The organism is Shouchella oshimensis, from assembly GCF_004375095.1.
In the GTDB taxonomy this organism is placed as follows: domain Bacteria; phylum Bacillota; class Bacilli; order Bacillales; family Bacillaceae_D; genus Shouchella; species Shouchella oshimensis.
This window is the reverse complement of sequence record NZ_SNUX01000001.1, coordinates 83,132-105,510: the sequence shown is the minus strand read 5'-3', so window position 1 is coordinate 105,510 and position 22,379 is coordinate 83,132. Positions and strand designations below refer to the sequence as shown.

Below are 22,379 nucleotides of genomic sequence, written 5' to 3'. Positions count from 1 at the left end.
GCTATTCTTGATCGTCATCATTTGTATTTTGTTGGTCAGAGTTCGAATCAGAATCATCGGTTTCATTCCCAGGGTCAGCTGGCTCTCCAGAGCCTGTATCATCACCATCGGTTGAACCATCATCTGTAGAAGAATCATCATTCGAAGAGTCGTCATTTGAAGAATCGTCATCTGATGAACCATCGTTGTTTTCACCGTTCGTGTCATCATCATTACCATCTTCATCTTGAGATGGCTCCTCTTCTGCTGGTTCCTCTTCACCTGGGTCATCCTCTTCAATTTCTTCTTCCTCGTCATCATCATCATCTTCGTCTTCAATAGTAGCTGTTATTGAAACTGAGGAACTAGCTCCACTCGTTCCGTCAGTTGCCCGGGCACGAATGCTAAAGGTATAGCTTCCAGGACTTACGCCGTTAACAGTAGCAGTTAACGAGTCAGATGAAACATCTAATGAACCTGAGCTAATGGAAGTTTCAAACTCAACATCATCTAATAAATCAGCAGGGTAGGACCAAGAGAAGGTTAGGGTGCCAGCTTCTTCATCGTAACTGTAATCAAGTCCGCTTGGGTCAGGAATATCTTGAGCAAATTCTTCCGATACTTGAGAAGGTCCTGTTCCACGAACAAATAATTCAGAGACAATTTCGCTACTTGGCGTTCCTGCGCTTGGTAACTGTCCTGTTCCACGTTCGACGCTAATACGTTCCACCGAATCGGGCATGGTAAAGTCAGATGCTTGAACACCTTGGTGGACACCCGTCATAATGTGACGGAATAAATTACGCGTAATTTGATTGTGGTCGTTTGTTAAATAATTATCTCCCCGTCGATCAGTAAAGCCAATCCATGTGGACAGTGTATATTCTGTACTGTAACCTGTAAATGCTGACGTTGGATAGACAGTAGTACCTGCAGCAGCATTTAAATTAGCAATTTCTGCTTCTGAAAAGTTTGATGTTCCTGTTTTTCCAGCTATTGGTACATTTGGCACTTGTGCACTCGTACCGGTTCCGTCTGTCATGACTGATTTCAACATATCCGTAACCATATAACCTGTGTAGTCTTCCATTACCTGTTCTGTTTCAGGCTGAACGTCAATCTCGCGTCCATCAGGATAGACGATTTTACGAATCGTGTACGGTTCAGTATAAGCACCGTTGTTTCCGAAGGCAGCGTACGCTGCGGCAATTTCTTTTGTCGATCCTTCTGCTGGTCCTAATATACCAGACTCAACTTGCGCCCCACCTGGTACAAACATGCGCTCTAAAAATTCGTATGCTTGTTCTTGACCAACTTCATTTAACGCCTTAACGGCAGGGACGTTTCGTGATTCTGCTAACGCTTGACGCATGCGCATATTTCCTTTAAATTGGCGGTCAAAATTTCGCACAGGCCCTTTTTCGCCGGTTAAGTAGTTATAAGGTTCATCTGCAATAATATGACCTGTTGACCATTGTTCTTCTTCAATAACTGGTCCGTAGCCAAGTAGAGGCTTCATAACCGAACCATGATTCGTTTGAATAGAAGCGTAGTTGTTTACCCGAGCATCATTTTCTTCTGTTCCATTTCCCATAGCGCGGACTGCACCTGACTTCGTATCAAGTAATGTGACACCAACACGAAAATCTTCGTTATCAGGGAATGGTAGGCCTTCATACTCTCCAGATTTTAAGACAGCGTCTACTAAGTCCTGGGCTTCAGTGTCAAGTGTCGTGTACACTTTTAATCCTGAATGGTAAATTTCATCAGTTGTAAAGCCAAGGTCATCAAGTTCTTTTAACACTTCATCATAAAATGTATACCAACCTGAGTTTTCTGTTTCGGTATAATTAATTTGATCGTTTATATCTGTAGTACGTGCTTCTTCAGCGTCTTCAGCTGAAATAAACCCTTCTCGTTCCATTCGGTCAATAACGACGTTACGACGTTTTTCATTCGTTTCTGGGTTTCTTACAGGGTCAAAGTCACGTGGACGTTGTGGAATCGCAGCGAGTACGGCAGCATCTGCTATCGTTAAGTCTTGTAAGTTATCTTTGCCAAAATAAGCTTCAGCAGCAAGCTGAACACCGTAACCTGCAGACGGACCTAAGTTAATTTGATTTAAATACATTTCTAAAATCTCGTCTTTTGAGTACATTCGTTCAAGTTGAATCGCTAAATACGCTTCTTGAATTTTTCTTGTTAACTGTTTGTCTTGCGAAAGAAATAAGTTCTTTACTAACTGCTGTGTAATGGTCGAACCACCTTCAGCACCAAAGCCTTCTCGAAGATTGGCAAGTACGGCTCCACCTAAGCGGCGGACGTCAACACCGAAGTGATCACGAAAGCGATGGTCTTCAATTGCTAAAAATGCATTTTGAAGGTGGTCAGGCATATCGTTAATGTCCGCATTAATCCGATTTTCTCCGCCGGTTAGCGTGAACACAAGCTCATCGTCCATATCATGTACTTGTAAAGATTGAGGAAGCATTAGCTTTTCTCTTTCAATATCAGGGGCGTTTGCAAGAATAACGCCAACGGTAACACCGCCACCGATCAAACCGATACCGAACAAAATAAGACAAACAAGTACAATTTTCTTTACTAACGATCTTTTTGGCTTTTTGCCACCAGTGCCACCGTCTCCAGCTGATTTTTTACTTTTTTTACTCGTTGTTTGCGCAGTTTTTCGCTCTTGGCGTGATTTGTATTCATCTGCCATCTTTTTCTCCCCTTTGATGCTTACTTAATATAGAGTTCGTCGACCGTTCGTAAATAATCAACAAACGGCTGATATCCTGTATGAACCATATGACCGTATGTTTCGATATCTGCTTTTTTTATTGACTTTCGCTCTTTTTGGTTATCATAAAACGAAATCAGTGTAGGTGCATCGAGCAAATAGACTTCTTGTGTATAGAAAAAACGAATCAATAAAAAGCAAATACCATTTTGCTGAACAACCGTTCGCATATGATTGACTTGGTGTAAGTGAATATTTTGCAAAGGAAAGGACGTCTTGTTTTTTGTTTCCTTCGCTTCAAAATCAATGTAACGACCTTTATATACGCCATTATAATCGGTGGTAGATGCTTGTTTAAAATAGGCCTCTTTAATAACGGCGGCACTACGCTTTGGGTAGTCTACTTGTACAATTTGAATAGGCGTTGGTTTTTTATGAATAACAGCTTTTTCTTTCATTAAGTAAAATTGATTCGATTCATCGATGTCCGCTTCAAAAGACATACCTCTTCCACCATAAGCAATAGATGCATTTGGCTTATTTAATTGTTGATTCGTCCGATAACGTTTTCCATTAGGATATTGAATAGACAAGTTCTCACAACCTTCCCGGTAAAATTGTTCGCATGGTTTTGAAGATATCGAGGAAAGGTAATTAGTAAGCCAATCTATAGTTTAACATACAATGGAAAAAAGTAACGGAAGAGAACACGCGATCTGTTGAAAAATTAATGAAAAAATGAGGGAAAACATGAAATGGATCGACGAGTAGCTACTTTTAATGTTGACAATATAGCACGAACAAAGGCATATGAGCAATTTGGACGTAAGCACCCAGAAATTCGTTGGGCACGTTTAGCCGGGATGGTGTCTCGTAATGCGGGCTGGAATTTAACAGATTTAACCATTGAACCCTTCCGTTCTTTATTATCTCGTTCAACAAGACAGAACATTGCTTGGATTTATGAACGGGCAAACTGGCTCATTTTTCGAGACGCTTATCCTCAGCTTTTAATGTACGAAGCGTATAAACGAACTGGAAAATGGCAGGTGTTATCGCTACAAGAACATGGTGTGTCTATTTTTATGATACGAGAGTGGAATCGATTTTTAGAAGAAAAGGATGAATGGCGTCTTTTAATTGCATTGATCATTAATGAACAAATGATGGTGGAGGAGCGGTTGTTTCAACGATCAAAAGTAGAAGCATTTTTTCAATCGGCTTTATATAAAATGGAGTCTTACCTTCATTTTAGCCATGTTCTTTTCCCACAGTTACCGTGTACGGTGAATACAATGTATGGTGAATGTATCAAAAATTTTGCAAACCCGATAAAAAGAATTGAACTAGGAAAACGGTTAGCTCATTTACTGTATCACCCAACACTACAGTATTCATTTCATCAATTTATGGATGAAGTAGAACCAACTGGCTCAAGAGGCGATTATGGTGTCACGAGAAAAAGTTTACCCCTTCGAGTCGTGTACCCTCGATGTTCACATGCTAACGTTGAACAAACGGATTGGTATGAGTCCCAGCAACCAGAGAAAGTAGAGCGGCTTTTTACACCGCTGGAAGTATGTAAGCCGAAAAAAGTCAATGTGTACGTAGCTCAAATGGAACTAGCTTGGTTGAACTGGCTAACAAAAGACAAATAAAAAAAGCTGTGTGATACAGCTTTTTTATTTATTCCGCTGGTCGATTTGGACCACCTAGTTTTTTGTCTAAATCCTTAGTGGCATGCTCTCTTTTCGTGGTTTTCTTTGATTCTTTTTGTCGTTGTTTTTTCTCTTTCAACAAAATCACCCCCTTAGCAACAGTATGAGGCAACAAATCGCAAATTATCCGTCGAATAAATGGGGATAAAATGGATTTCTACAATCTTTGTTGAATGAAAACTAGTTTTGTCAGCCTTGTAGGAATAACAGAGTGAAGGGAGAATGTGTATAGCAACGACAAAAGGTTGAGGAGTGAACCGAAAATGGCGAGTTATAAAACAAAGGAAGTATCAATGGAGCTAGGTGTCAACCCAACGACCATTCAACGATGGACAAAGTTTTTTAAGATTTCGTGCGATGTAAACGAGCAGGGACATTTTTTATATACAGATGAACATGTACCATTATTTCGCTCTATACAGGAACAGTTGCGAGCAGGAAAAAAGTTAAAAGACATATCACTTGATTCGGATTCGAAGCACAAAAAGGAAAAGCGTATCCCATCAGTTCCAAAGAAGCAATATGACGCAAAGTTAGAGCAAATGTACCAGCAAGTTCACGTACTTGAGCAACGATTAGAGACGAAAGCGGATGATGTTGTTAGCTATCAGCTTTTAAAGCATCGTTCAGAACTTGATGATATGATGAAGGTTTTGGATCGGCTTGAAAATCGTTTAATTCAAATGGAAGAGCGATATCAACAAGAAGACGATGGCAATGGTAGACCGTTTAAAGAGCCAAAGCGTTATCCTCATCGGACATGGAAAGCCATTCTTTCTTTTTTTAGCTTTTAAAATTCGTTATTCCTTGCTACACTAACAGTCGAGGTGTTACGAATGGACAGGTTAAAACAGACGACGGAAGCGCTACGCGCGCTTACAAAAGAAGCAGAAACTTTCTATATTGATGTTGTAAAAAAGGATCCTGCTTATGAAGTTGATTTTTATGGAAAAGTAAAACCCTTTGCTGATCAAGTACAGCCACTCGCACAGGAATGGGCAAGCCTAGTAAAGCCTTTTCTGATGCAGCATTATACAAAGCTTGTTCACGTGAGCCAAGTAGAACAAACAGTTGAAAATTTAGACGTAGTTGCGATTAAGTCTTTTTATCCATCCTCTGGAATGAGAAGGCAAAGAGAAACGTTTAAATCTGTTACGTTTGTACTTGACGCAGTTTTAGAAGAAATTAAGCATGCAAACAACAAAACCATCTAACGACCATTCGTTAGATGGTTTTTTGCGCAAAAAAACCAATTAAGTATACTTAATTGGTTTTAATTACGATCAAAAATAATTAAATACGACAAAAATCCTAGAGTAGCAATAGACAATATATTTAACGTCCATCGTAACATCGTATCCGGACTATCGCCTTCACTAGCTTCTGCAGCAGCTGCTAAAGCAGTTGGTTCATAAACAAGAACAGAAAGAATCACAATCATAATTAGAGCAACAACGCTTTTTTTGAACACGACATAACCTCCTTTAATGACGGTTTACAACTATGTATAGGGACGTGCAAACGTTCACACCTTCTATTATAAGAGATGAATGCAGCTTGTGCAAGAGCACTATTCCATTTCTATTTGTACGACACTATGGTAAGATTATTTCATTATAAGAAGTATTTTATGTGTAAATGTTTAAGCTGAAAGGACGTAGTAAAATGGCGACAACCCTACAAGATATTATTCGAGCAAATCAAATGCTTAAAGACATTATTACTCATACGCCATTGCAAAAGGATCAAGTACTTTCAGAGCGGTACGGTTGTACGGTGTATTTAAAACGTGAAGATCTTCAAGTTGTCCGTTCTTTTAAAATTCGAGGAGCGTACTATCAAATTTCTTCGCTGTCAAAAGAAGAATTAAACGCTGGTGTAGTCTGTGCAAGTGCAGGGAATCATGCCCAAGGTGTTGCGTATTCTTGCCAAGCATTAAAAATTAAAGGCGTTATTTTTATGCCCTCAACAACACCGAAGCAAAAAGTCGCGCAAGTAGAATTTTTCGGCAGAGATTACGTTGATGTTCGATTAACTGGCGATACGTTTGATGATTCTTATGCAGAGGCTATGCGCTACCGCGATGAACACAACCTAGCGTTTATTCATCCATTTGATCAGGATCACATTATCGCTGGTCAAGGAACAGTTGGCTTGGAGATATTGAATGATATGGAAGAAACCCCTGATTTCATTTTCTCATCCATTGGCGGTGGGGGATTGATTAGCGGCATTTCAACATATATTAAAAGCATTAGTCCCGCCACTAAAATGATTGGCTGTGAACCAGCTGGCGCCGCATCGATGAAAGAAGCGATCAAGCAAGGCGGTGTAGTGGAGCTCCCTGAAATTAATAAGTTCGTGGATGGAGCTGCAGTTAAGCGTGTCGGTGAAAAAACGTACAATATTTGTAAACAATACTTAGATGATATTATTTTAGTCCCTGAGGGAAAAATATGTACGACGATTCTTAAACTGTATAATGAAAATGCGATTGTTGCCGAGCCTGCTGGTGCGATGCCAATAGCAGCTTTAGATCTTTATGCGGATAAAATCAAAGGGAAATCCGTCGTTTGCGTGGTTAGCGGTGGAAATAACGATATTGGTCGTATGGAAGAAATACGCGAACGCTCTCTCGTATATGAAGGATTACAACACTACTTTATTATAGAATTTCCTCAGCGGGCTGGAGCGTTAAAAGAATTTATTCTCTATGTACTTGGACCTGAAGACGACATAACCCGCTTTGAATATACGAAGAAAAACAATAAATCAAGCGGACCAGTGTTAATTGGCATCGAGTTAAAGTCGAATAAAGATTATGATGGGCTCATTCAGCGAATGAACGAGCTAGGCTTTGGTTACGAAGAAGTAAATAAAAATGAAAGTCTATTTTCATTACTAATTTAATGGAAGAAGAGGAGACAATATGAGGTTAAAAGGAAAGAAAATTATCGCTGCGGTAGATGAAGAATTTGAAGACTTAGAACTTTGGTATCCAATTCTTCGCTTACAAGAAGAAGGTGCCATTGTTGATCTTGTAGGACATGAGAAAGGAAAGACCTATATCGGTAAGTATGGAGTACCAGCAACGGCTGCGTACGAATTTGATGAAGTGCAAGCTTCTCATTATGACGGTATTTTAATTCCAGGTGGATGGGCACCAGATAAGTTACGACGCTATGAAACCCTGCTTTCTATTGTGAAGGAAATGGATCAAGCTCAAAAGCCAATTGGACAAATTTGTCATGCGGGCTGGGTATTAATTTCGGCAAATATCCTACAAGGAAAAAATGTAACTAGCACACCAGGTATTAAGGACGATATGGTTAATGCAGGGGCTACATGGCACGATACAGCCGTTATCGGTGATGGACATATTATCTCAAGCAGACGCCCACCAGATTTACCACCCTATGCTAAAGCGTTTGCGGATAAGTTGGCGGAACAATAAGCGATGGAATTTCATTTTTTAGGAACAGGAGCAGGTGTTCCGGCAAAAAAGCGAAACGTTAGTGCACTTGCTTTACGGTTTTTAGAACAAAAAAGAGGTGTCTGGTTATTTGATTGTGGGGAAGCTACACAGCATCAGTTTCTTCATTCAGCATTGTCAATACCGGCCATTTCGACGATTTTTATAAGCCATCTTCACGGTGATCATGTGTATGGATTACCTGGATTATTAAGTAGTCGCTCTTTTCAAGGTGGGAAAACACCATTAACGCTCTATGGCCCTAAAGGTATTAAAGCGTATATAGAGCACTCTTTAGCGGCAACGAATACAGCTTTAAAATACCCGTTTACCATTGTTGAATTGGCTGGCTCTTGTCAATTCGAACATGAAGACTGTGCTATTACGGTGTTCTCTTTACAACACCCTGTTCAAAGCTTTGGTTTCCGTATAGAAGAACAAGCGAAGCCGGGAAAGCTCGATGTAGAGGCATTAAAAGAGAAAGGCGTTTCACCTGGACCTTTGTATGCAGCGATTAAAAAAGGTGAGCATGTTCAACTTGAAAACGGAGAGTGGCTTGATGGCTCTCTTTACGTCGAGGAGCCAATCAAAGGTAGGACGGTGGTTATTTGCGGAGATACGGCTCCGGTGGAGGAAGTAAGTGTACAAGCTAAGGAAGCCGATGTACTCGTTCATGAAGCAACATTTGCTTCTGATCACCAAGCCCATGCAGGAGACTTTGGACATTCAACCATTCAAGATGTGGCAAAGCTGGCGACTTCTGCCCATGTAAAACACCTTGTTTTAACCCACATCTCATCACGTTATGCCCAAAATGAAACGTTTTATCTTCATGAGGCTAAGACAGCATTCCCTTCAGTCATTGTGGCAGAAGACATGCTTGTATTGAACTTATCTAAGAAAGGTGAATTAACAACTCATGATTGAAACTTCCATTGTAGAGCTTAACAAGCGGCTACAACAGAATTGGACAGGTTGGGTTTATGTTTCCTCACCATTTTGCGGAACGTGTCAACTAGCAGAACAAATGCTTCACGTTGTTGAGAGCCTTCAAGAGTTTACAGATCCTATTTTAAAACTTAATCTACAGCTTGCGCCTGAATTTGCGATGAGCAATCGAATTGAAAGTGTACCAGCGATGATTTATTATAAGGATGGAAGAAAGATTCGCTTATCGTATCAATTTAAGTCTGTGATCGATTTGCAGCACCATTTAAAGGAGGTTACTACTAATGTCAACAGCATATGAAGAATACATGCGCCAAGTCGTTTTACCGATGAGAAAAGAATTAACAGACGCTGGTTTTGAAGAATTAAAAACAGTTGATGAAGTGGACACGTTTATGGCTGATGCAGAGGGAACAACACTAGTGTTTATTAATTCTGTTTGTGGCTGTGCGGCAGGGCTTGCACGTCCATCAGCAATTTATTCATTAAAACATGATCGCACACCTGATCAACTGGTGACCGTATTTGCTGGTCAAGATCGCGACGCGACAGCGCAAATGCGTGCGAAGTTTCCAGAGTATGCGCCATCATCTCCTTCAATGGCATTGCTGAAAGGAAATGAAGTGGTTCATTTTATTCCTAGAGAAGAGATTGAGGGAGCAGAACCTGAAGCCATCATTCGTAACTTGGCGACAGCATACAACGAACATTGTTAAACGTTCTTTTTACAGAGAACGTTTTTTTCTTAGAGGTGTTTTATGAATTTTAAATTAAACAAATTAGGTAGTGGAGAACGTTGGGAATTGGAAAAAGAGGCGAAAGGGCGTCCGGTTATGCTCACTTTTTGGACGTCTTGGTGCCCAGATTCTTATAAAGATCTAGCTGCTAAAAGAGCACTCTATCAAACGATGGACCAAGATCAACTTTGTTTTGTCACTATCAATGTAACAGGGCGTGAAGGCGAAGTCGATTTGCAAGAGTGGCTCAAACAGCACAATCACCATTTCCTCGTGCTAAAAGATGACGGAACAACTGTATACGATCAGTTTGGCTGTGAAGGTGTACCGACAACCGTATTGTTAAATAAAGAACTACTCGTTGTGAATAGGTTCGGAGAAAACGCTTCGATAGCGTCCATTATGGCTAGTTTAACAACGATTGTTTAAAAAAGAGACGTCGCTTGTCCACAAACGGGAAGCGACGTCTCTTTTTTATTTTGGCTGTACTGCGTAGTAGATAACTGCGCCCATTTCTTCAATGTTTGGATAGCCACTTTGCTTATAAATTTCTACAACGTGCTCACGGTTGTACGGAACACGTTTTAATTGAATGGAATGATTCCCGTCTTCAATATCAATAATGACATAGGATGAGAGTGGGTGACCATCAAATGGCATCCCTACTGAACCAGTATTAACAACATTTTTGCCGTGGATGCTACGAATGTAAGGGTGGTGCGTATGGCCATAAATGTAGATATCTGCTTCATCACGAATCATAATGTCATTTTCAATTTTAGCCGTATCATCAAGTGGAACTGCATCAAATAAACTAGCTGGTGTTGCGTGAAAGGCGTGAACGATTAAATCTTGCCCATCGTCAATAAGAAATTCTGTTGGAAGGTTTTTTAAGTAGTCAAGATCTTCTTGATCTAAACGGCTTAACGTCCAGTCTCTCTCTTTCTGAAACAGTTCAAGACGTTCCTTCGGGATTTCTCCATCTTTAAATCCACGAATTAACCATTCGTCAGCGTTGCCTTTTAGAACGTTTGCTCCAGAGCCTTGTACAAGCTCAAGAACACGCTTCGGTTCAGGCCCTCTAAAACAAAGGTCACCAAGTATGTAAATCTGATCAATGTGTTGTGTTCGCAAGTCATTTAAAACCGCTTCCAAAGCTGTTGCGTTACCATGGATATCTGATAAAAAAGCAAATCTCATCGTAATGAAGCCTCCTTTCTTGTATTGTAACAGATGGACCAGCAGTTAGGGAACTAGAATGATAGAGAGAGGCGTTCGACTGGTAAAGGCACAATAGACATGTTAAAATTTAGCTGAGAATAAAGCCTCAAGGAGGAAACGTACGTATGCATATTCGTTCTATTGAACCGACACCAAGTCCCAATACGATGAAATTGAATTTAAGTGAAGCACATGACGGAGCTAGCACCACTTATAGCGAAAAAAACAAAGATCAAGCACCGTCATTTATTCAAGCTATCCTAGCTGTAGAAGGCATAAAAGCTGTTTATCACGTAGGTGATTTTTTAGCCGTTGATCGATTCCCAAAAGCAGATTGGAAAGTTGTTTTACCTGAAATTCGCGCATTATTTGGTGAAGCGTCAGATCAGAATCAAGAAGCATCTGTTCAAGAAGGCTTCGGGGAAGTCCGTGTTCAAGTACAGATGTTTAAAGGAATTCCTATGCAAGTAAAAGTAACAGACGATGAAAGAGAAGTAAGAAGAGCGTTACCTGACCGCTTTGTGCAAGCCATTGGTCATGCTGAACAAGAGGGGGACAACGTCGTACTTGAGCGGAAGTGGGATGATCAAGCACCCCGTTACGGTGAGCTAGAGCACGTAGCTGATGAAGTGACAGCTGAGTTAGAGGCCGCTTATTCAGAAACACGGTTAGACAGCTTAGTGAAGCTTGCCCAAGGCGAAAAAGAAGCCGCTGAAGCGTTTGCTGCACGTTTTAAAGAAGTAACGAGAGAAATGCTTCAAGATCCAGATTGGCGCAATCGTTATGCATCTTTAGAACAAATGGATCCAAAAGAAAAAGACCTTCCTGTTTTAGAGCTTGCTTTACAAGATGATAAAGCGTCCATTCGTCGATTAGCAACAATGTACTTAGGGATGATTGAAACAGAAAGTGTATTACCTCTTCTTGAAAAAGCGTTGAACGATCCTTCTGTAACGGTACGACGTACAGCTGGCGATTGTATGTCTGATATTGGTTCAGAAAAAGGGATTCCTGCTATGATTGCTTCTCTACAAGATTCAAGTAAAATTGTTCGCTGGCGCGCTGCCATGTTTCTTTATGAAGTTGGAACAGACGAAGCAATTCCAGCTTTGCAAGCAGCGGAAGATGACCCTGAATTCGAAGTAGCGCTACAAGTGAAAATGGCGTTAGAGCGTATTCAAGGTGGCGAAGAAGCAAAAGGCTCTGTTTGGAAACAAATGACAGAAGCACGAAACAAATAAAAGGAGTTAAACCATGACACCGATGATAAATGCTCTAAGAGAGAAGCTAGAGCGAGAAGGTAAAGAAGATATTGTTGAAATTATTGATGATGCAGCAAAAGGTCATTTAGAAGAGGTCGAGATCGTTCCCTCAATCGGCTTATTGTACGATCAAGAAGAAAATAAACAATTGTTAACGTGGTTAGAAGAGCAAGGTGTAACGATCACTGAAGTGACTGATGAGGAGGAATAACATGTCGCAATGACATGTTATTCCTTTATTAAAAGAGGGAGGAATGGTATGCGAAAGCAACCTGAATTACGATTACCGAAAAAAGCAATTCAAGTATGGCGTATTCAGAATTTATTTGATACATTGTTTTTTGCTCTTGTTCCAGTTGTCTACTTTTTTGTGCAGGCATACATATTTGAACGTTTCTTTACTTGGATTACGTGGGTATTAGCCGGTTTGGTTATTGTATATGGTGTAACGCGTATCCTCATTTGGCCAACCATTCAATGGTACCGGTTTCGATACGAAGTGTTTGACGATGAAATTGATATTCAACAAGGTGTTTTAATCGTGAGAAGAACGCTTGTGCCAATGGTTCGGGTACAGCACGTTGATACAGAACAAGGTCCAATTTTAAGACGATACAAAATGGCAGCGGTCTCGATTACAACAGCCGCAACAACTCATCAAATTCCAACACTTACTATAGAAGAGGCAGATGCATTGCGAGATCAAATTGCGTCTCTTGCATCGGTGCATGAAGATGAATGAGGTAAAGCGGCAACATGTAGCAGCTATTTTTATTAATGCTGCTAAAGGACTTTTTCAACTTGCAGTTCCGTTTGCGATTGTGGCTTTTTTTCAAGGCTTATTGTGGCTTTTTTTCTTAGCGTTAGCTGGATTAATCCTCGTATCAATTGGCTTTAGCTGGTTGAGCTGGTATAAGTTTCGCTACTCTCTTGAAGAAGGCGAACTTTACGTAGAACAGGGTGTTTTTGTAAAGAAAAAGCGGTACATTCAAAAAAAGCGTGTGCAAGCCATCAATATTTCGGCTGGCGTTTTACAACGCATTTTTGGGCTTGTGAAAGTTAATATTGATACAGCTGGTGGTGGTATGGAAGCAGAGGCAGAGCTTGTTGCTGTTACAAAAAAGGAAGCAGATTCGATTCGGACGCTTCTTTTAAAAGAACCACGTGCAGCGACTCAGCCCAATGGTGAAGAAGAAGATATGAATGATGAGGGAGAACCACTTGATGAAATCGAACAGACTCCCCGTACTGTTTGGCAATTAGGTAAAAGGCGATTAGTGTATACTGCTCTCACCTCAAGTAGTGTTGGTCTTGTTTTATCTGCTGTTATTGCGTTGCTCTCGCAAACAGCTCAATTTATTCCAGATTCTATATATGAAGATACCTTTGAAACAGTCGTTAGCTTAAGTATGCTATTGTTAATTGGCATGGCTATTGTGGTTCTAATTCTATCTTGGTTCATTTCAAGTATTATAACCATTGTTACCTATGGAAACTTTCATATTGAAACGTATGATAAAGAAATGGTCATTCAAAGAGGTTTGTTAGAAAAACGGCAATTAACACTAGCGTATAGTCGAATCACAGCGATTCGAGTCATTCGAAGTGTGATTCGACAGCCATTTGGTTTCGTTTCTGTATATGTGGAGTCGGCAGGAGGGGGAAACAACAATGAACAAGGATCGACCTTGCTCGTACCCCTTATCCATAAAAGGGATTTACAAGGTTTTTTGGAAACCGTTGTTCCTGACTATGCCATCGACACACCGTTAACGGCAGCTCCAGCTCGTGCAGCGAGACGCTTTTTTATTCGTATGCTAATCATTCCAGTGCTGTTAACCGCTGCTGCAGTATACTTCTGGGGATGGATCGGTTCTCTTGGACTGATTGTTATCGCTGTTGCAAGCATCCTTGCTTGGTTTCAATACAAAGATGCAGGTGCAGGGGCTGAAGGTGAATTTGTCTGGCTACGCTACCGGACAATTGGGCAATCGCTTATCATTTCACGTAAAAGAAAAATTCAGTCCATTGCAAAACAAGTTTCATGGCTACAAAAGCGTAAAGAACTAGCAACGTTTGAGTTACACGTGCAATCAAGTATGGCAGGGAAGTCTTTTGCTGTAAAAGATATTAGTCACGATACGAGTCATGAGCTATATAAATGGTATTCTTATCAAGAGAGCCATGATTCAACAAGAAAAGTGTAGTCCTCATGGGACTACACTTTTTATTGGTAAGCATTTGTATAAAGGGCGATTGTTCGTTTTCCTTTATCTGTTGTAAATTCAAATCGATCGTAGACAGTGTCCTTTGAAGGCTGTTGTTGTGAACGAAGCTCTCTTTTAAAATGATGTTGTACTAAAACAAACTGATCATCCGTTTGATACGTTAAGAAATTAACTCCTCGAAATGTTGTGGTTGATTCAGAATGAAACAGTTGATCAATAAGAGCGTTATAACAATGAATCAGATCTTTATGAGATACATGATGCAACGCTAAGTTGTGCTCAAAACCTTGTAAGGCAGCTGGCTCTAATTCCGTTTGGAAAATAGAGTACGGATTAAACTGTTCTTTATCAATGAGAATCAGATCACCTTCGTTTGGGATAAATCGGCTACCGTTTTCTCGAATAAAGATACCGTCACCTTCGTAGCGGCCAGTAACAAGCTGCCCTTGTTGGTTCCAAGTATAGTGAAAATGAGAGACTGTTAACGGTAGTTGCTCACCTTTAGAATCCTGAAGAAAATAATCGTCACCTTTTACATGGAAGGTATACTCAACAAATGAAGGCGTTTGCTCTTCATCCTGTTGCTCACTTTTTACGAGACGATTCTTTTTACGTTTTTGACTTGTCATTGTTTTAATATAGACTTCAAGAGCCTCTATCTCTACAGCGGAAGGAGCACCATTATTTTTCAAGCGAATATACCGTTTTTTTAAGTCCGTTAAAATGGAATCAATATACGATTCTACGTGTATATGTGGCGATCTTGTTGTTAAATACTGACTCGCAAACGTATCGACATCATCCTCCGAATAGGGAATTTCATGAATGGCAATCGTTTCATTTTGGAAGATAAATTCAGGCAGCGTTACGACAGATTTAATTTGAATACGTCCGCGCCATGGTTTCTTTGGCTCGGTCAGTACCGATAGTAGCTCACCTAAGTACGTTCCCTTTTCACCGAGATCGATGACGAGAAGGCTGCCAATTTGTTGTTGCGCTTCATATCGATCCATTTCATCCTCACCTTTACCATTAAAATCTTACTGCTATTATAACGAACAGCGCCACACTCCTGCAAGTGTAGCGCCTAAATCGTTATTCTTCATTCTGCTTTTCATTAGCGCCGTAGCGTAATTCTTGCAAGCGCATCACATGGTTCATCCGTTCAATTTTCGTTTTCTCAAGTTCTTCTAGGAGACGGATGAGAGATAATTCCATTTTAGAAAGGGATACAAAAACATTGTCCCTTTGCTCAAGTTGATTTTGCTTAGATAGCGCAAAGAATGCACCCATTAAGTTAGGGATGTCTTCTCGTAATAATCGTCGTACAGTATGTTTATCTTCAAAGTCAAATAGTTGAAAATCGTCTTCCAGTTTACCTACATGCGTTAAAATTCGTTGCAAGCGATTATCGAGCATTGGATCAATTGATAGGGTGTCCATTGCCTGTACATAGCGCTTCGCTTCTTGCACAAGCACCCGAATGTCGTTTGCGTGTTCGCTTTTTAATTGTTGCTCATGACCACTCAAACGTTCTAGTGAAACTTCAGTTGATTTTGTTCCAACATACGCTAGGTCTAATTGATGAATACCATATAATATGCCTTTAAAGTGTGAGACGTTCAAGAGAGAGCGCACATGTGTCCGTCCATCTTTTAAATAATGAATCGTAGCTTCTTTAATTTTCCCCATTCCATTTGAAGACTTAATATACTTTCGGTAACAAACAATTCGTAACCGTTTATGAATAGGAGAACGAGAATTTTTTGTATCAGCTACAATAAGACGAATATAGTTGTAATTAATCTTTACACGAATATCCCAGTCTTTCTGACGTCGCCGGATATTTTTGCGTTCATTTTTACCCGTCGCATTTTCAGTCATTCGTTTTAATAATCGTTCTGTGTCGTTTATTAAGCGAGTCGTTGTCTCGTCTTGTATAATATGATCATCAACAGGCCGCTTATAAGCAGGTGTGAAGAAATCAAGTAGTCCTGTCGTAGAAAAGAATTTCACACATCTCTACCTCCTGCAGTTTTAGCGATTTAGCAATTTTGTTTGCATTTCTGAGTTTAATTTATCCATTTCTTCTATAAACTGCTTTCCGCTTGAAACAATTCGTTCATTTGATTCTTCCGTAAGTTCAATGGCTTTATAGACATTATCGTACGCTTTTCGAAATGCATCAAGAGCAATCGCAGGCTCTTCTAACGTTTTTAACGTTTCTTCTGTATTTTGTTTTAACAGTTCCGCATTTGAGAGCAACATAGACTCTGTTGCTTGATTCACATTTTGGACAGCAGAAATAACCTTTTTCTGATTGGTTAATGCAAGCTGAATGGAGGCTGTTACTGTAATGATGTTTTTTGTCATCGTAATAGCGTTAAAAATGGCTTCTTCAAGTTTTTCGTTATTTTCCATTATAAGGTCAACAGATGCAAGAGATTGCTGCAACACCATAACGGCTTGCTGCATATTTTTCATTCGAGTCGTCACTTTTAATTGGCCTTTTTTCAATTCATTGGCATTATCCGCCCATTTTTCTGACGTCATCTCTTTTTCAAGCATTTCATGCAATTCTTTTCCCATTGAAATTTGCTCGTTTAAATTACCAATGCGCTCTCTTGCGACAACTTTTAGTTCTTTTAACATAACGTTATCTTCTTGCAGTTTATCTTTTCCTGTCAACAAGCCCTCTACAATGTGATCAACTTGTGCTTCGACTGTTTGATAGCGTCGTACGTATTGTTCAATTGGGTTACGACGAATGAGGCGATTGAATAGTTTCTTGATTTGTGAATCTTTTAAGTGGTCAGGCTCAAGCTGTCCGACGACTTCCCGCAGTTCATGTAATTGTTTTGGTAATGTATTTGACTCATCGCCCATCATTTCTCGAACCGGACGTTTTAAAGCTTCTAACGATTCACCAGCTTCACGTTGCTCTACTTCTCCTAAAGTGTCGAGCTTCTTAAATAGGTCTTGTAAATCCGTTTCACTTTCCATGGAAGGGAGATGTGATAATTGATTGTCTATGCCTTCAGAAGACTGTATTGCATCATTTTGGTTATGGTTTTGTAAGGGTTTATCACTCATAGTGGAACCTCCAGCAGGTTAATAGATTCGTTTTCTTTATATACGAAATGGAATGAAAAACGTTTCATTTTTTATCTTTCTATTATGAACGAAAATGCAATGTTAAGCAATTTATTTGCAGGTAAATCGGGAATTATCTTAACAAAAATGCACTTCAATCTTGACGAATAACAAAAAAATCGCTAAACTTCTAACACAGAATAATTTTTTTAGGTTATTTCGAAATGTTCGTCTTTGCACATTTGTGTGTTGGTGACGGACAGTTCTTTTAGTAAGCAATCATGAATTTTTATGCGGTTATTTTGGTATTTATACAATTTGCTAGTGAAGACCGTTTTACGATGTACTAAACAAAAAATGTTTACTGGAGAGAGTTTATAAGAGAGAGGGTGAAACCATGCGAGTCCCATACTTACCAAAAAAACAAGGGTTATACGATCCGAACTTTGAACATGATAACTGCGGCATTGGTTTTTTAGCTAATGTTAAGGGAAAAGCGACACATAAAACAGTAAAGGACGCGCTTCTGTTACTTGAAAACCTCGAACATCGTGGTGGTCAGGGAGATGAAGAAAACACTGGAGATGGCGCTGGTATATTAACACAGATCCCACATGCGTTTTTTCGTGAAAAAGGACTTATTCAAAGGGATAAAGGCGAATATGCTGTCGGCATGGTCTTCCTTCCTCGTCATAAACAAACGAGAGCCGAAGTGAAACAACAAATTGAAGCGATTGTAGCAGAAGAAGAAGTTGATCTCATTCATTGGCGTGATGTTCCTACTGATTCATCTTCTCTTGGAAATGCAGCTTTGCAATCCATGCCTATTATTGAACAGCTCTTTGTTTCACCAAAAACAAACCTGACTGGCTTAGAATTGGAACGAAAGCTCTACGTAATCCGAAAACGGGCTGAACATGAAGTCCAAATGTCGTCAGAGCATTCATTTTATTTTGCCAGTTTCTCTAGTCGGACTATTGTGTATAAAGGGATGTTAACAACTGCACAATTAACTCTATTTTACTTAGATTTAAGTGATCCGTTGTTTACATCTGCACTTGCACTCGTTCATTCAAGATTTAGTACAAACACATTTCCTAGCTGGGAGCGTGCTCATCCGAATCGCTATATGATTCATAACGGAGAAATTAACACGATCAAAGGGAATGTTAATTGGATGCATGCGCGGGAAGCGAAATTTGAAACGCCTGTGTTTGGGAATGACTTACAGAAATTACATCCTATTATTGATCAGGATGGCAGTGACTCTTCAATGTTTGACAACACGTTAGAATTTTTATCCCTTTCAGGAAGATCCCTTGCCCATGCAGCCATGATGATGGTGCCTGAGCCATGGCAAAATAATGCGCAAATGGATACGACGCGCCGCTCTTTTTATGAATATCACAGCACGCTAATGGAACCGTGGGATGGACCAACTGCCATTGTCTTTACAGATGGAACAAAAATTGGTGCGACCCTTGACCGTAATGGATTAAGACCATCTCGTTATTATTTAACAAGTGACGACATGATTGTAATGAGTTCCGAAGTAGGGGTTCTCGAATTACCGTCTCATACCATTGTGAAAAAAGAACGCCTTCATCCAGGTCAATTATTGCTTATAGATCTTGAAGAAGGGCGCCTTATCCCTGACGAAGAAATTAAGCAATCCATTGCCTCTGAACACCCTTATGAAGAATGGGTGCGTGATGGTTTACGCCATATTGATGATGTTTTAGAAACGGCAAACGTTCCAGAAACAGAATTTGAGCATATTCGTCTAAGACAATTTATTTTTGGTTATACGTACGAAGAGCTAAATAAAATGATTATGCCATTAGTGAAAGAAGAAAATGATCCAGTTGGGTCAATGGGCTATGACTCGCCACTTGCGGTGCTCTCAAAGAAGCCTCAACTTTTGTACAATTATTTTAAGCAGCTATTCGCGCAAGTAACAAATCCGCCTATTGATGCCATTCGTGAAAAGGTTGTAACAGCGCAAGGAACGACCATTGGAAAAGAAGGAAACTTATTAGATCCGAAAAAAGAAAGTTGTCAACATATTCATTTACCTACACCGATTTTAAATAATGAAGAATTAGCAAAGTTACGCTCTAATCAATTAGCTGGATTTGAAGCGGAAACCATCCCAATGCTTTTTCCAGCTAATGAAGCAGGTCTAGCAGAAGGATTAGCAACACTATGCACGAAAGCAGATCAAGCGATTGAGGCAGGAAAAACTCTCCTTATATTAAGTGATCGAGATGTAACGGCTGATGAAGCACCAATTCCTGCTTTATTAGCTGTGTCCAGTCTGCACCATCATCTTATTCGCACTGGAAAACGAACAGACGTCAGTCTCCTTCTTGAATCAGGAGAGCCGAGAGAAGTTCATCATCATGCGTTATTAATTGGTTATGGCGCAGAAGGGATTAACCCCTATCTTGTATTCGATACAATTGATGAGTGGATTCAGGAAGAATTGTTAACAGAGTATCATTATGTTGAAGCTTGTAGCCGCTATGTAAACGGTGTAACAAAAGGATTAATGAAAGTATTATCAAAAATGGGAATTTCAACGATTCATAGTTATAGAGGGGCACAAATTTTTGAAGCAATTGGCATTCACCCTGATGTGATTGACCAACATTTTACTTGGACACCATCTCGTATTGGTGGGATTCAGTTAAAAGACATTGCCAAAGAAGTGCTCGTTCGTCATAGCCGAGGTTTTACGACTCGTGCAGGGGATGATGACCAGTTAGACTCTGGCGATGATTTACAGTGGAGAAGAGATGGTGAGGCGCATCAATACAACCCTCATACCATTCATATGCTGCAACAAGCTTGTCGAACTGCTGATTACAATTTATTCAAACATTATACAAATGCAATTAATACACAAGACGAGAAGCAAACATCTTTACGTGGTCTCTTATCGTTTAAACAAGCAACACCTATTTCAATTGAAGAAGTTGAGCCGGCTTCCTCTATTGTAAAGCGTTTCCGTACCGGCGCGATGTCATTTGGTTCCATTTCAAAAGAAGCCCACGAGACTCTTGCGATTGCGATGAATCGCCTTGGAGCGAAAAGCAACACCGGTGAAGGTGGGGAAGATCCATCTCGTTTTACACCAGATGAGAATGGTGATTTACGTAGAAGTTCTATTAAACAGGTTGCTTCAGGTCGTTTTGGTGTAACGAGTAATTATTTGGTAAACGCAGATGAAATTCAAATTAAAGTGGCACAAGGCGCAAAGCCTGGTGAAGGTGGTCAATTACCTGGGCAAAAAGTGTACCCATGGGTTGCAGAAGTTCGGGGATCGACAACTGGCGTAGGACTAATCTCACCGCCGCCTCACCATGATATCTATTCAATAGAAGATTTAGCTGAGCTCATTCATGATTTAAAAAATGCTAACCCGTCTGCCAAAGTAAGCGTAAAACTTGTAGCGGGTACTGGGGTAGGCACTATTGCCGCTGGTGTTGCCAAGGGAAGTGCTGACGGAATTATCATTAGTGGCTACGATGGTGGAACAGGTGCAGCAGCACGCACAAGTATTAAACATACTGGCTTACCGTGGGAAATCGGTCTTGCGGAGACCCATCAGACTTTATTGTTAAATAATCTGCGCAACCGCGTGACTCTTGAAACAGACGGGAAATTAATGACAGGAAGAGATGTTGTCATTGCCGCACTTTTAGGTGCAGAGGAGTTTGCTTTTTCAACTGCGCCTCTCGTTGTGCTTGGCTGTGTTGTGATGAGAGTTTGCCATCTTGATACTTGTCCAGTTGGAATAGCGACTCAAAATCCTGAATTACGAAAAAAATACACTGGTGAAGCTGATCAAATTGTTACGTTCATGACGTACATCGCGGAAGAGATGCGTGAAATTATGGCGGAATTAGGCGTTAAAACCATTGACGAACTGGTTGGTCGCTCTGACTTATTAACCCAACGTACAACGACAAATGAGAAAGCCAATTCAATTGATCTATCGAGTGTGCTTTATCGTCCAGCAAATACAAGTGAGCAGCAACAAATCAAACAAGTTGAACAAAATCACAAACTAGATCAGTCTCTGGACGTCCGGGAATTACTTGAACAAGCAAAACCAGCTATTGAAAATGGTGAAAAAGTATCCTATCAAACAACTATTCGGAATACTGACCGAGTTGTTGGAACGATTGTTGGTAGTGAGGTGAGCAAAGCTTATGGTTTAGCTGGATTGAGTGAACATACCATTCAATTCTGTTTTACAGGCTCAGCTGGTCAAAGCTTTGGAGCGTTTATTCCAAAAGGTGTAACGCTAACACTTGAAGGAGATGCGAATGATTACACTGGAAAAGGCTTATCAGGTGGTCAAATTAACGTATTTCCGCCTAAGGAAGCGGCTTTTGTAGCGAAAGATAACGTCATTATAGGGAATACGTCTTTCTATGGTGCGACAAGTGGGAAAGCATTTATCGCAGGTCAAGCAGGTGAGCGGTTTGGCGTTCGTAACTCTGGTGCACAAGTCGTAATTGAAGGAATGGGCGATCATGGTCTTGAGTATATGACCGGTGGCATTTGTATTAACTTAGGTAATGTCGGCAAAAACTTCGCAGCTGGTATGTCCGGTGGAACAGCTTATGTGTATGACCCAGAGGCGTGTATTGCGGAAAAGAGCAACCATGAAATGATCTTGTTAGAATCGTTAGCATCAGGTGACGAATCGTTGGTAAAAACACTTATAGAAGAGCACGTTCGTTTTACAAGCAGCACCCACGGAGAAATGATTCTTTCAAATTGGGAAGAGCACAAAGAGCATTTTGTGAAAGTGATCCCTAAAGATTACAAGCAAATGCTTTCTGCTATTGAGCGACGGAAGCAAGAAGGATTAAATGATGATGAAGCGGCGCTCGCTGCCTTTGATGAAAAAATAACGAAGCTATCAAATGTTTAAATAGAAAAGGGAAGAGTGGTTGAGAACCCT

Annotated in this window: 22 protein-coding genes; 14 read left to right on the top strand and 8 right to left on the bottom strand. The window is 40.3% G+C overall.

The window, feature by feature from the left end:
- Position 1: 1 nt before the first annotated feature.
- The gene (locus E2L03_RS00520) at positions 2-2,701 is read right to left on the bottom strand and encodes a penicillin-binding protein 1A (RefSeq protein ID WP_197196507.1); all 2,700 of its coding nucleotides are present in this window, start codon (positions 2,699-2,701) and stop codon (positions 2-4) included.
- A 20-nt stretch (positions 2,702-2,721) separates the two neighbouring features.
- Complete coding sequence (gene recU, locus E2L03_RS00515; protein ID WP_055737680.1) at positions 2,722-3,315, bottom strand: Holliday junction resolvase RecU; 594 nt, start codon at positions 3,313-3,315, stop codon at positions 2,722-2,724.
- Positions 3,316-3,477: 162 nt separating this feature from the next.
- Between recU and E2L03_RS00510 the strand changes: the two genes are divergently transcribed.
- Entirely contained in the window at positions 3,478-4,380 is a 903-nt protein-coding gene (locus E2L03_RS00510; RefSeq protein ID WP_134258415.1) for a DUF2515 family protein, read from the top strand.
- 28 nt (positions 4,381-4,408) lie between these two features.
- Here E2L03_RS00510 and E2L03_RS00505 read toward each other — a convergent pair whose 3' ends face one another.
- On the bottom strand, positions 4,409-4,519 hold the full coding sequence (locus E2L03_RS00505; RefSeq protein WP_134258414.1) for a spore protein: 111 nt from the start codon (positions 4,517-4,519) through the stop codon (positions 4,409-4,411).
- Positions 4,520-4,703: 184 nt separating this feature from the next.
- On the opposite strand from E2L03_RS00505, the gene racA reads away from it, so the two are divergent.
- Positions 4,704-5,234: a chromosome-anchoring protein RacA gene (racA, locus tag E2L03_RS00500; RefSeq protein WP_051667522.1), complete on the top strand. Its 531-nt coding sequence runs from the start codon at positions 4,704-4,706 to the stop codon at positions 5,232-5,234.
- Positions 5,235-5,276: 42 nt separating this feature from the next.
- Complete coding sequence (locus E2L03_RS00495; protein ID WP_038480129.1) at positions 5,277-5,654, top strand: YppE family protein; 378 nt, start codon at positions 5,277-5,279, stop codon at positions 5,652-5,654.
- Between the two features lie 59 nt (positions 5,655-5,713).
- Here the strand turns inward: E2L03_RS00495 and E2L03_RS00490 are convergent, their stop codons facing one another.
- A complete protein-coding gene (locus tag E2L03_RS00490) occupies positions 5,714-5,911 on the bottom strand; it encodes a hypothetical protein (protein ID WP_038480126.1) in 198 nt (65 codons plus the stop codon).
- 194 nt (positions 5,912-6,105) lie between these two features.
- Here E2L03_RS00490 and ilvA point away from each other — a divergent pair, with 194 nt between their 5' ends.
- Genes ilvA through E2L03_RS00460 form a run of 6 tightly spaced genes read left to right on the top strand, consistent with a single transcriptional unit; the run spans position 6,106 to position 10,026 of the window.
- Positions 6,106-7,350, top strand: a complete 1,245-nt coding sequence (gene ilvA, locus E2L03_RS00485) for a threonine ammonia-lyase IlvA (RefSeq protein WP_095150307.1) — start codon at positions 6,106-6,108, stop codon at positions 7,348-7,350.
- A gap of 19 nt (positions 7,351-7,369) precedes the next feature.
- The gene (locus E2L03_RS00480) at positions 7,370-7,894 is read left to right on the top strand and encodes a type 1 glutamine amidotransferase domain-containing protein (RefSeq protein ID WP_038480120.1); all 525 of its coding nucleotides are present in this window, start codon (positions 7,370-7,372) and stop codon (positions 7,892-7,894) included.
- Between the two features lie 3 nt (positions 7,895-7,897).
- Positions 7,898-8,839, top strand: coding sequence for a ribonuclease Z (gene rnz / locus E2L03_RS00475; RefSeq protein WP_038480117.1), 942 nt, complete (start codon positions 7,898-7,900; stop codon positions 8,837-8,839).
- A complete protein-coding gene (locus tag E2L03_RS00470; protein ID WP_038480114.1) occupies positions 8,832-9,161 on the top strand; it encodes a thioredoxin family protein in 330 nt (109 codons plus the stop codon). The genes rnz and E2L03_RS00470 overlap by 8 nt, the downstream gene beginning before the upstream one ends.
- The gene (locus E2L03_RS00465) at positions 9,145-9,576 is read left to right on the top strand and encodes a BrxA/BrxB family bacilliredoxin (protein ID WP_038480111.1); all 432 of its coding nucleotides are present in this window, start codon (positions 9,145-9,147) and stop codon (positions 9,574-9,576) included. The genes E2L03_RS00470 and E2L03_RS00465 overlap by 17 nt, the downstream gene beginning before the upstream one ends.
- Positions 9,577-9,618: 42 nt before the next feature.
- Positions 9,619-10,026: a TlpA disulfide reductase family protein gene (locus E2L03_RS00460; RefSeq protein ID WP_038480108.1), complete on the top strand. Its 408-nt coding sequence runs from the start codon at positions 9,619-9,621 to the stop codon at positions 10,024-10,026.
- A gap of 45 nt (positions 10,027-10,071) precedes the next feature.
- On the opposite strand, the gene E2L03_RS00455 is transcribed toward E2L03_RS00460, so the two are convergent.
- Positions 10,072-10,797, bottom strand: coding sequence for a metallophosphoesterase family protein (locus E2L03_RS00455; protein WP_038480106.1), 726 nt, complete (start codon positions 10,795-10,797; stop codon positions 10,072-10,074).
- 146 nt (positions 10,798-10,943) lie between these two features.
- On the opposite strand from E2L03_RS00455, the gene E2L03_RS00450 reads away from it, so the two are divergent.
- Genes E2L03_RS00450 through E2L03_RS00435 form a run of 4 tightly spaced genes read left to right on the top strand, consistent with a single transcriptional unit; the run spans position 10,944 to position 14,287 of the window.
- On the top strand, positions 10,944-12,059 hold the full coding sequence (locus E2L03_RS00450; protein ID WP_038480103.1) for a conserved virulence factor C family protein: 1,116 nt from the start codon (positions 10,944-10,946) through the stop codon (positions 12,057-12,059).
- Between the two features lie 13 nt (positions 12,060-12,072).
- Complete coding sequence (locus E2L03_RS00445; protein WP_038480100.1) at positions 12,073-12,291, top strand: type 2 periplasmic-binding domain-containing protein; 219 nt, start codon at positions 12,073-12,075, stop codon at positions 12,289-12,291.
- A gap of 48 nt (positions 12,292-12,339) precedes the next feature.
- The gene (locus E2L03_RS00440; RefSeq protein ID WP_038480097.1) at positions 12,340-12,822 is read left to right on the top strand and encodes a PH domain-containing protein; all 483 of its coding nucleotides are present in this window, start codon (positions 12,340-12,342) and stop codon (positions 12,820-12,822) included.
- Positions 12,815-14,287 (top strand): PH domain-containing protein, encoded by a 1,473-nt coding sequence (locus E2L03_RS00435; RefSeq protein ID WP_055737685.1) that lies wholly within the window; start codon positions 12,815-12,817, stop codon positions 14,285-14,287. Before E2L03_RS00440 ends, E2L03_RS00435 begins: the two co-directional genes overlap by 8 nt.
- Positions 14,288-14,307: 20 nt before the next feature.
- On the opposite strand, the gene E2L03_RS00430 is transcribed toward E2L03_RS00435, so the two are convergent.
- From E2L03_RS00430 to E2L03_RS00420, 3 genes are all read right to left on the bottom strand, one after another.
- Positions 14,308-15,321, bottom strand: a complete 1,014-nt coding sequence (locus tag E2L03_RS00430; protein ID WP_124742121.1) for a DUF2777 family protein — start codon at positions 15,319-15,321, stop codon at positions 14,308-14,310.
- A gap of 82 nt (positions 15,322-15,403) precedes the next feature.
- On the bottom strand, positions 15,404-16,324 hold the full coding sequence (locus E2L03_RS00425) for a hypothetical protein (protein ID WP_038480088.1): 921 nt from the start codon (positions 16,322-16,324) through the stop codon (positions 15,404-15,406).
- A 21-nt stretch (positions 16,325-16,345) separates the two neighbouring features.
- The gene (locus E2L03_RS00420) at positions 16,346-17,311 is read right to left on the bottom strand and encodes a toxic anion resistance protein (protein WP_051667740.1); all 966 of its coding nucleotides are present in this window, start codon (positions 17,309-17,311) and stop codon (positions 16,346-16,348) included.
- 487 nt (positions 17,312-17,798) lie between these two features.
- On the opposite strand from E2L03_RS00420, the gene gltB reads away from it, so the two are divergent.
- Complete coding sequence (gene gltB, locus E2L03_RS00415; protein ID WP_134258412.1) at positions 17,799-22,349, top strand: glutamate synthase large subunit; 4,551 nt, start codon at positions 17,799-17,801, stop codon at positions 22,347-22,349.
- The last annotated feature ends 30 nt before the right edge of the window (positions 22,350-22,379 follow it).

What these genes read in the sequence shown, in the direction of transcription:
- gltB (WP_134258412.1), top strand. Translation starts at nt 17,799, where the DNA reads ATGCGAGTCCCATACTTACCAAAAAAACAAGGGTTATACGATCCGAAC.
- E2L03_RS00460 (WP_038480108.1), top strand. Translation starts at nt 9,619, where the DNA reads ATGAATTTTAAATTAAACAAATTAGGTAGTGGAGAACGTTGGGAATTG.
- racA (WP_051667522.1), top strand. Translation starts at nt 4,704, where the DNA reads ATGGCGAGTTATAAAACAAAGGAAGTATCAATGGAGCTAGGTGTCAAC.
- E2L03_RS00420 (WP_051667740.1), bottom strand. Translation starts at nt 17,311, where the DNA reads ATGGAAAGTGAAACGGATTTACAAGACCTATTTAAGAAGCTCGACACT.
- E2L03_RS00435 (WP_055737685.1), top strand. Translation starts at nt 12,815, where the DNA reads ATGAATGAGGTAAAGCGGCAACATGTAGCAGCTATTTTTATTAATGCT.
- E2L03_RS00455 (WP_038480106.1), bottom strand. Translation starts at nt 10,797, where the DNA reads ATGAGATTTGCTTTTTTATCAGATATCCATGGTAACGCAACAGCTTTG.
- E2L03_RS00445 (WP_038480100.1), top strand. Translation starts at nt 12,073, where the DNA reads ATGACACCGATGATAAATGCTCTAAGAGAGAAGCTAGAGCGAGAAGGT.
- E2L03_RS00495 (WP_038480129.1), top strand. Translation starts at nt 5,277, where the DNA reads ATGGACAGGTTAAAACAGACGACGGAAGCGCTACGCGCGCTTACAAAA.
- E2L03_RS00470 (WP_038480114.1), top strand. Translation starts at nt 8,832, where the DNA reads ATGATTGAAACTTCCATTGTAGAGCTTAACAAGCGGCTACAACAGAAT.
- E2L03_RS00450 (WP_038480103.1), top strand. Translation starts at nt 10,944, where the DNA reads ATGCATATTCGTTCTATTGAACCGACACCAAGTCCCAATACGATGAAA.
- E2L03_RS00510 (WP_134258415.1), top strand. Translation starts at nt 3,478, where the DNA reads ATGGATCGACGAGTAGCTACTTTTAATGTTGACAATATAGCACGAACA.
- E2L03_RS00480 (WP_038480120.1), top strand. Translation starts at nt 7,370, where the DNA reads ATGAGGTTAAAAGGAAAGAAAATTATCGCTGCGGTAGATGAAGAATTT.
- E2L03_RS00440 (WP_038480097.1), top strand. Translation starts at nt 12,340, where the DNA reads ATGCGAAAGCAACCTGAATTACGATTACCGAAAAAAGCAATTCAAGTA.
- rnz (WP_038480117.1), top strand. Translation starts at nt 7,898, where the DNA reads ATGGAATTTCATTTTTTAGGAACAGGAGCAGGTGTTCCGGCAAAAAAG.
- E2L03_RS00430 (WP_124742121.1), bottom strand. Translation starts at nt 15,321, where the DNA reads ATGGATCGATATGAAGCGCAACAACAAATTGGCAGCCTTCTCGTCATC.
- ilvA (WP_095150307.1), top strand. Translation starts at nt 6,106, where the DNA reads ATGGCGACAACCCTACAAGATATTATTCGAGCAAATCAAATGCTTAAA.
- E2L03_RS00465 (WP_038480111.1), top strand. Translation starts at nt 9,145, where the DNA reads ATGTCAACAGCATATGAAGAATACATGCGCCAAGTCGTTTTACCGATG.
- E2L03_RS00520 (WP_197196507.1), bottom strand. Translation starts at nt 2,701, where the DNA reads ATGGCAGATGAATACAAATCACGCCAAGAGCGAAAAACTGCGCAAACA.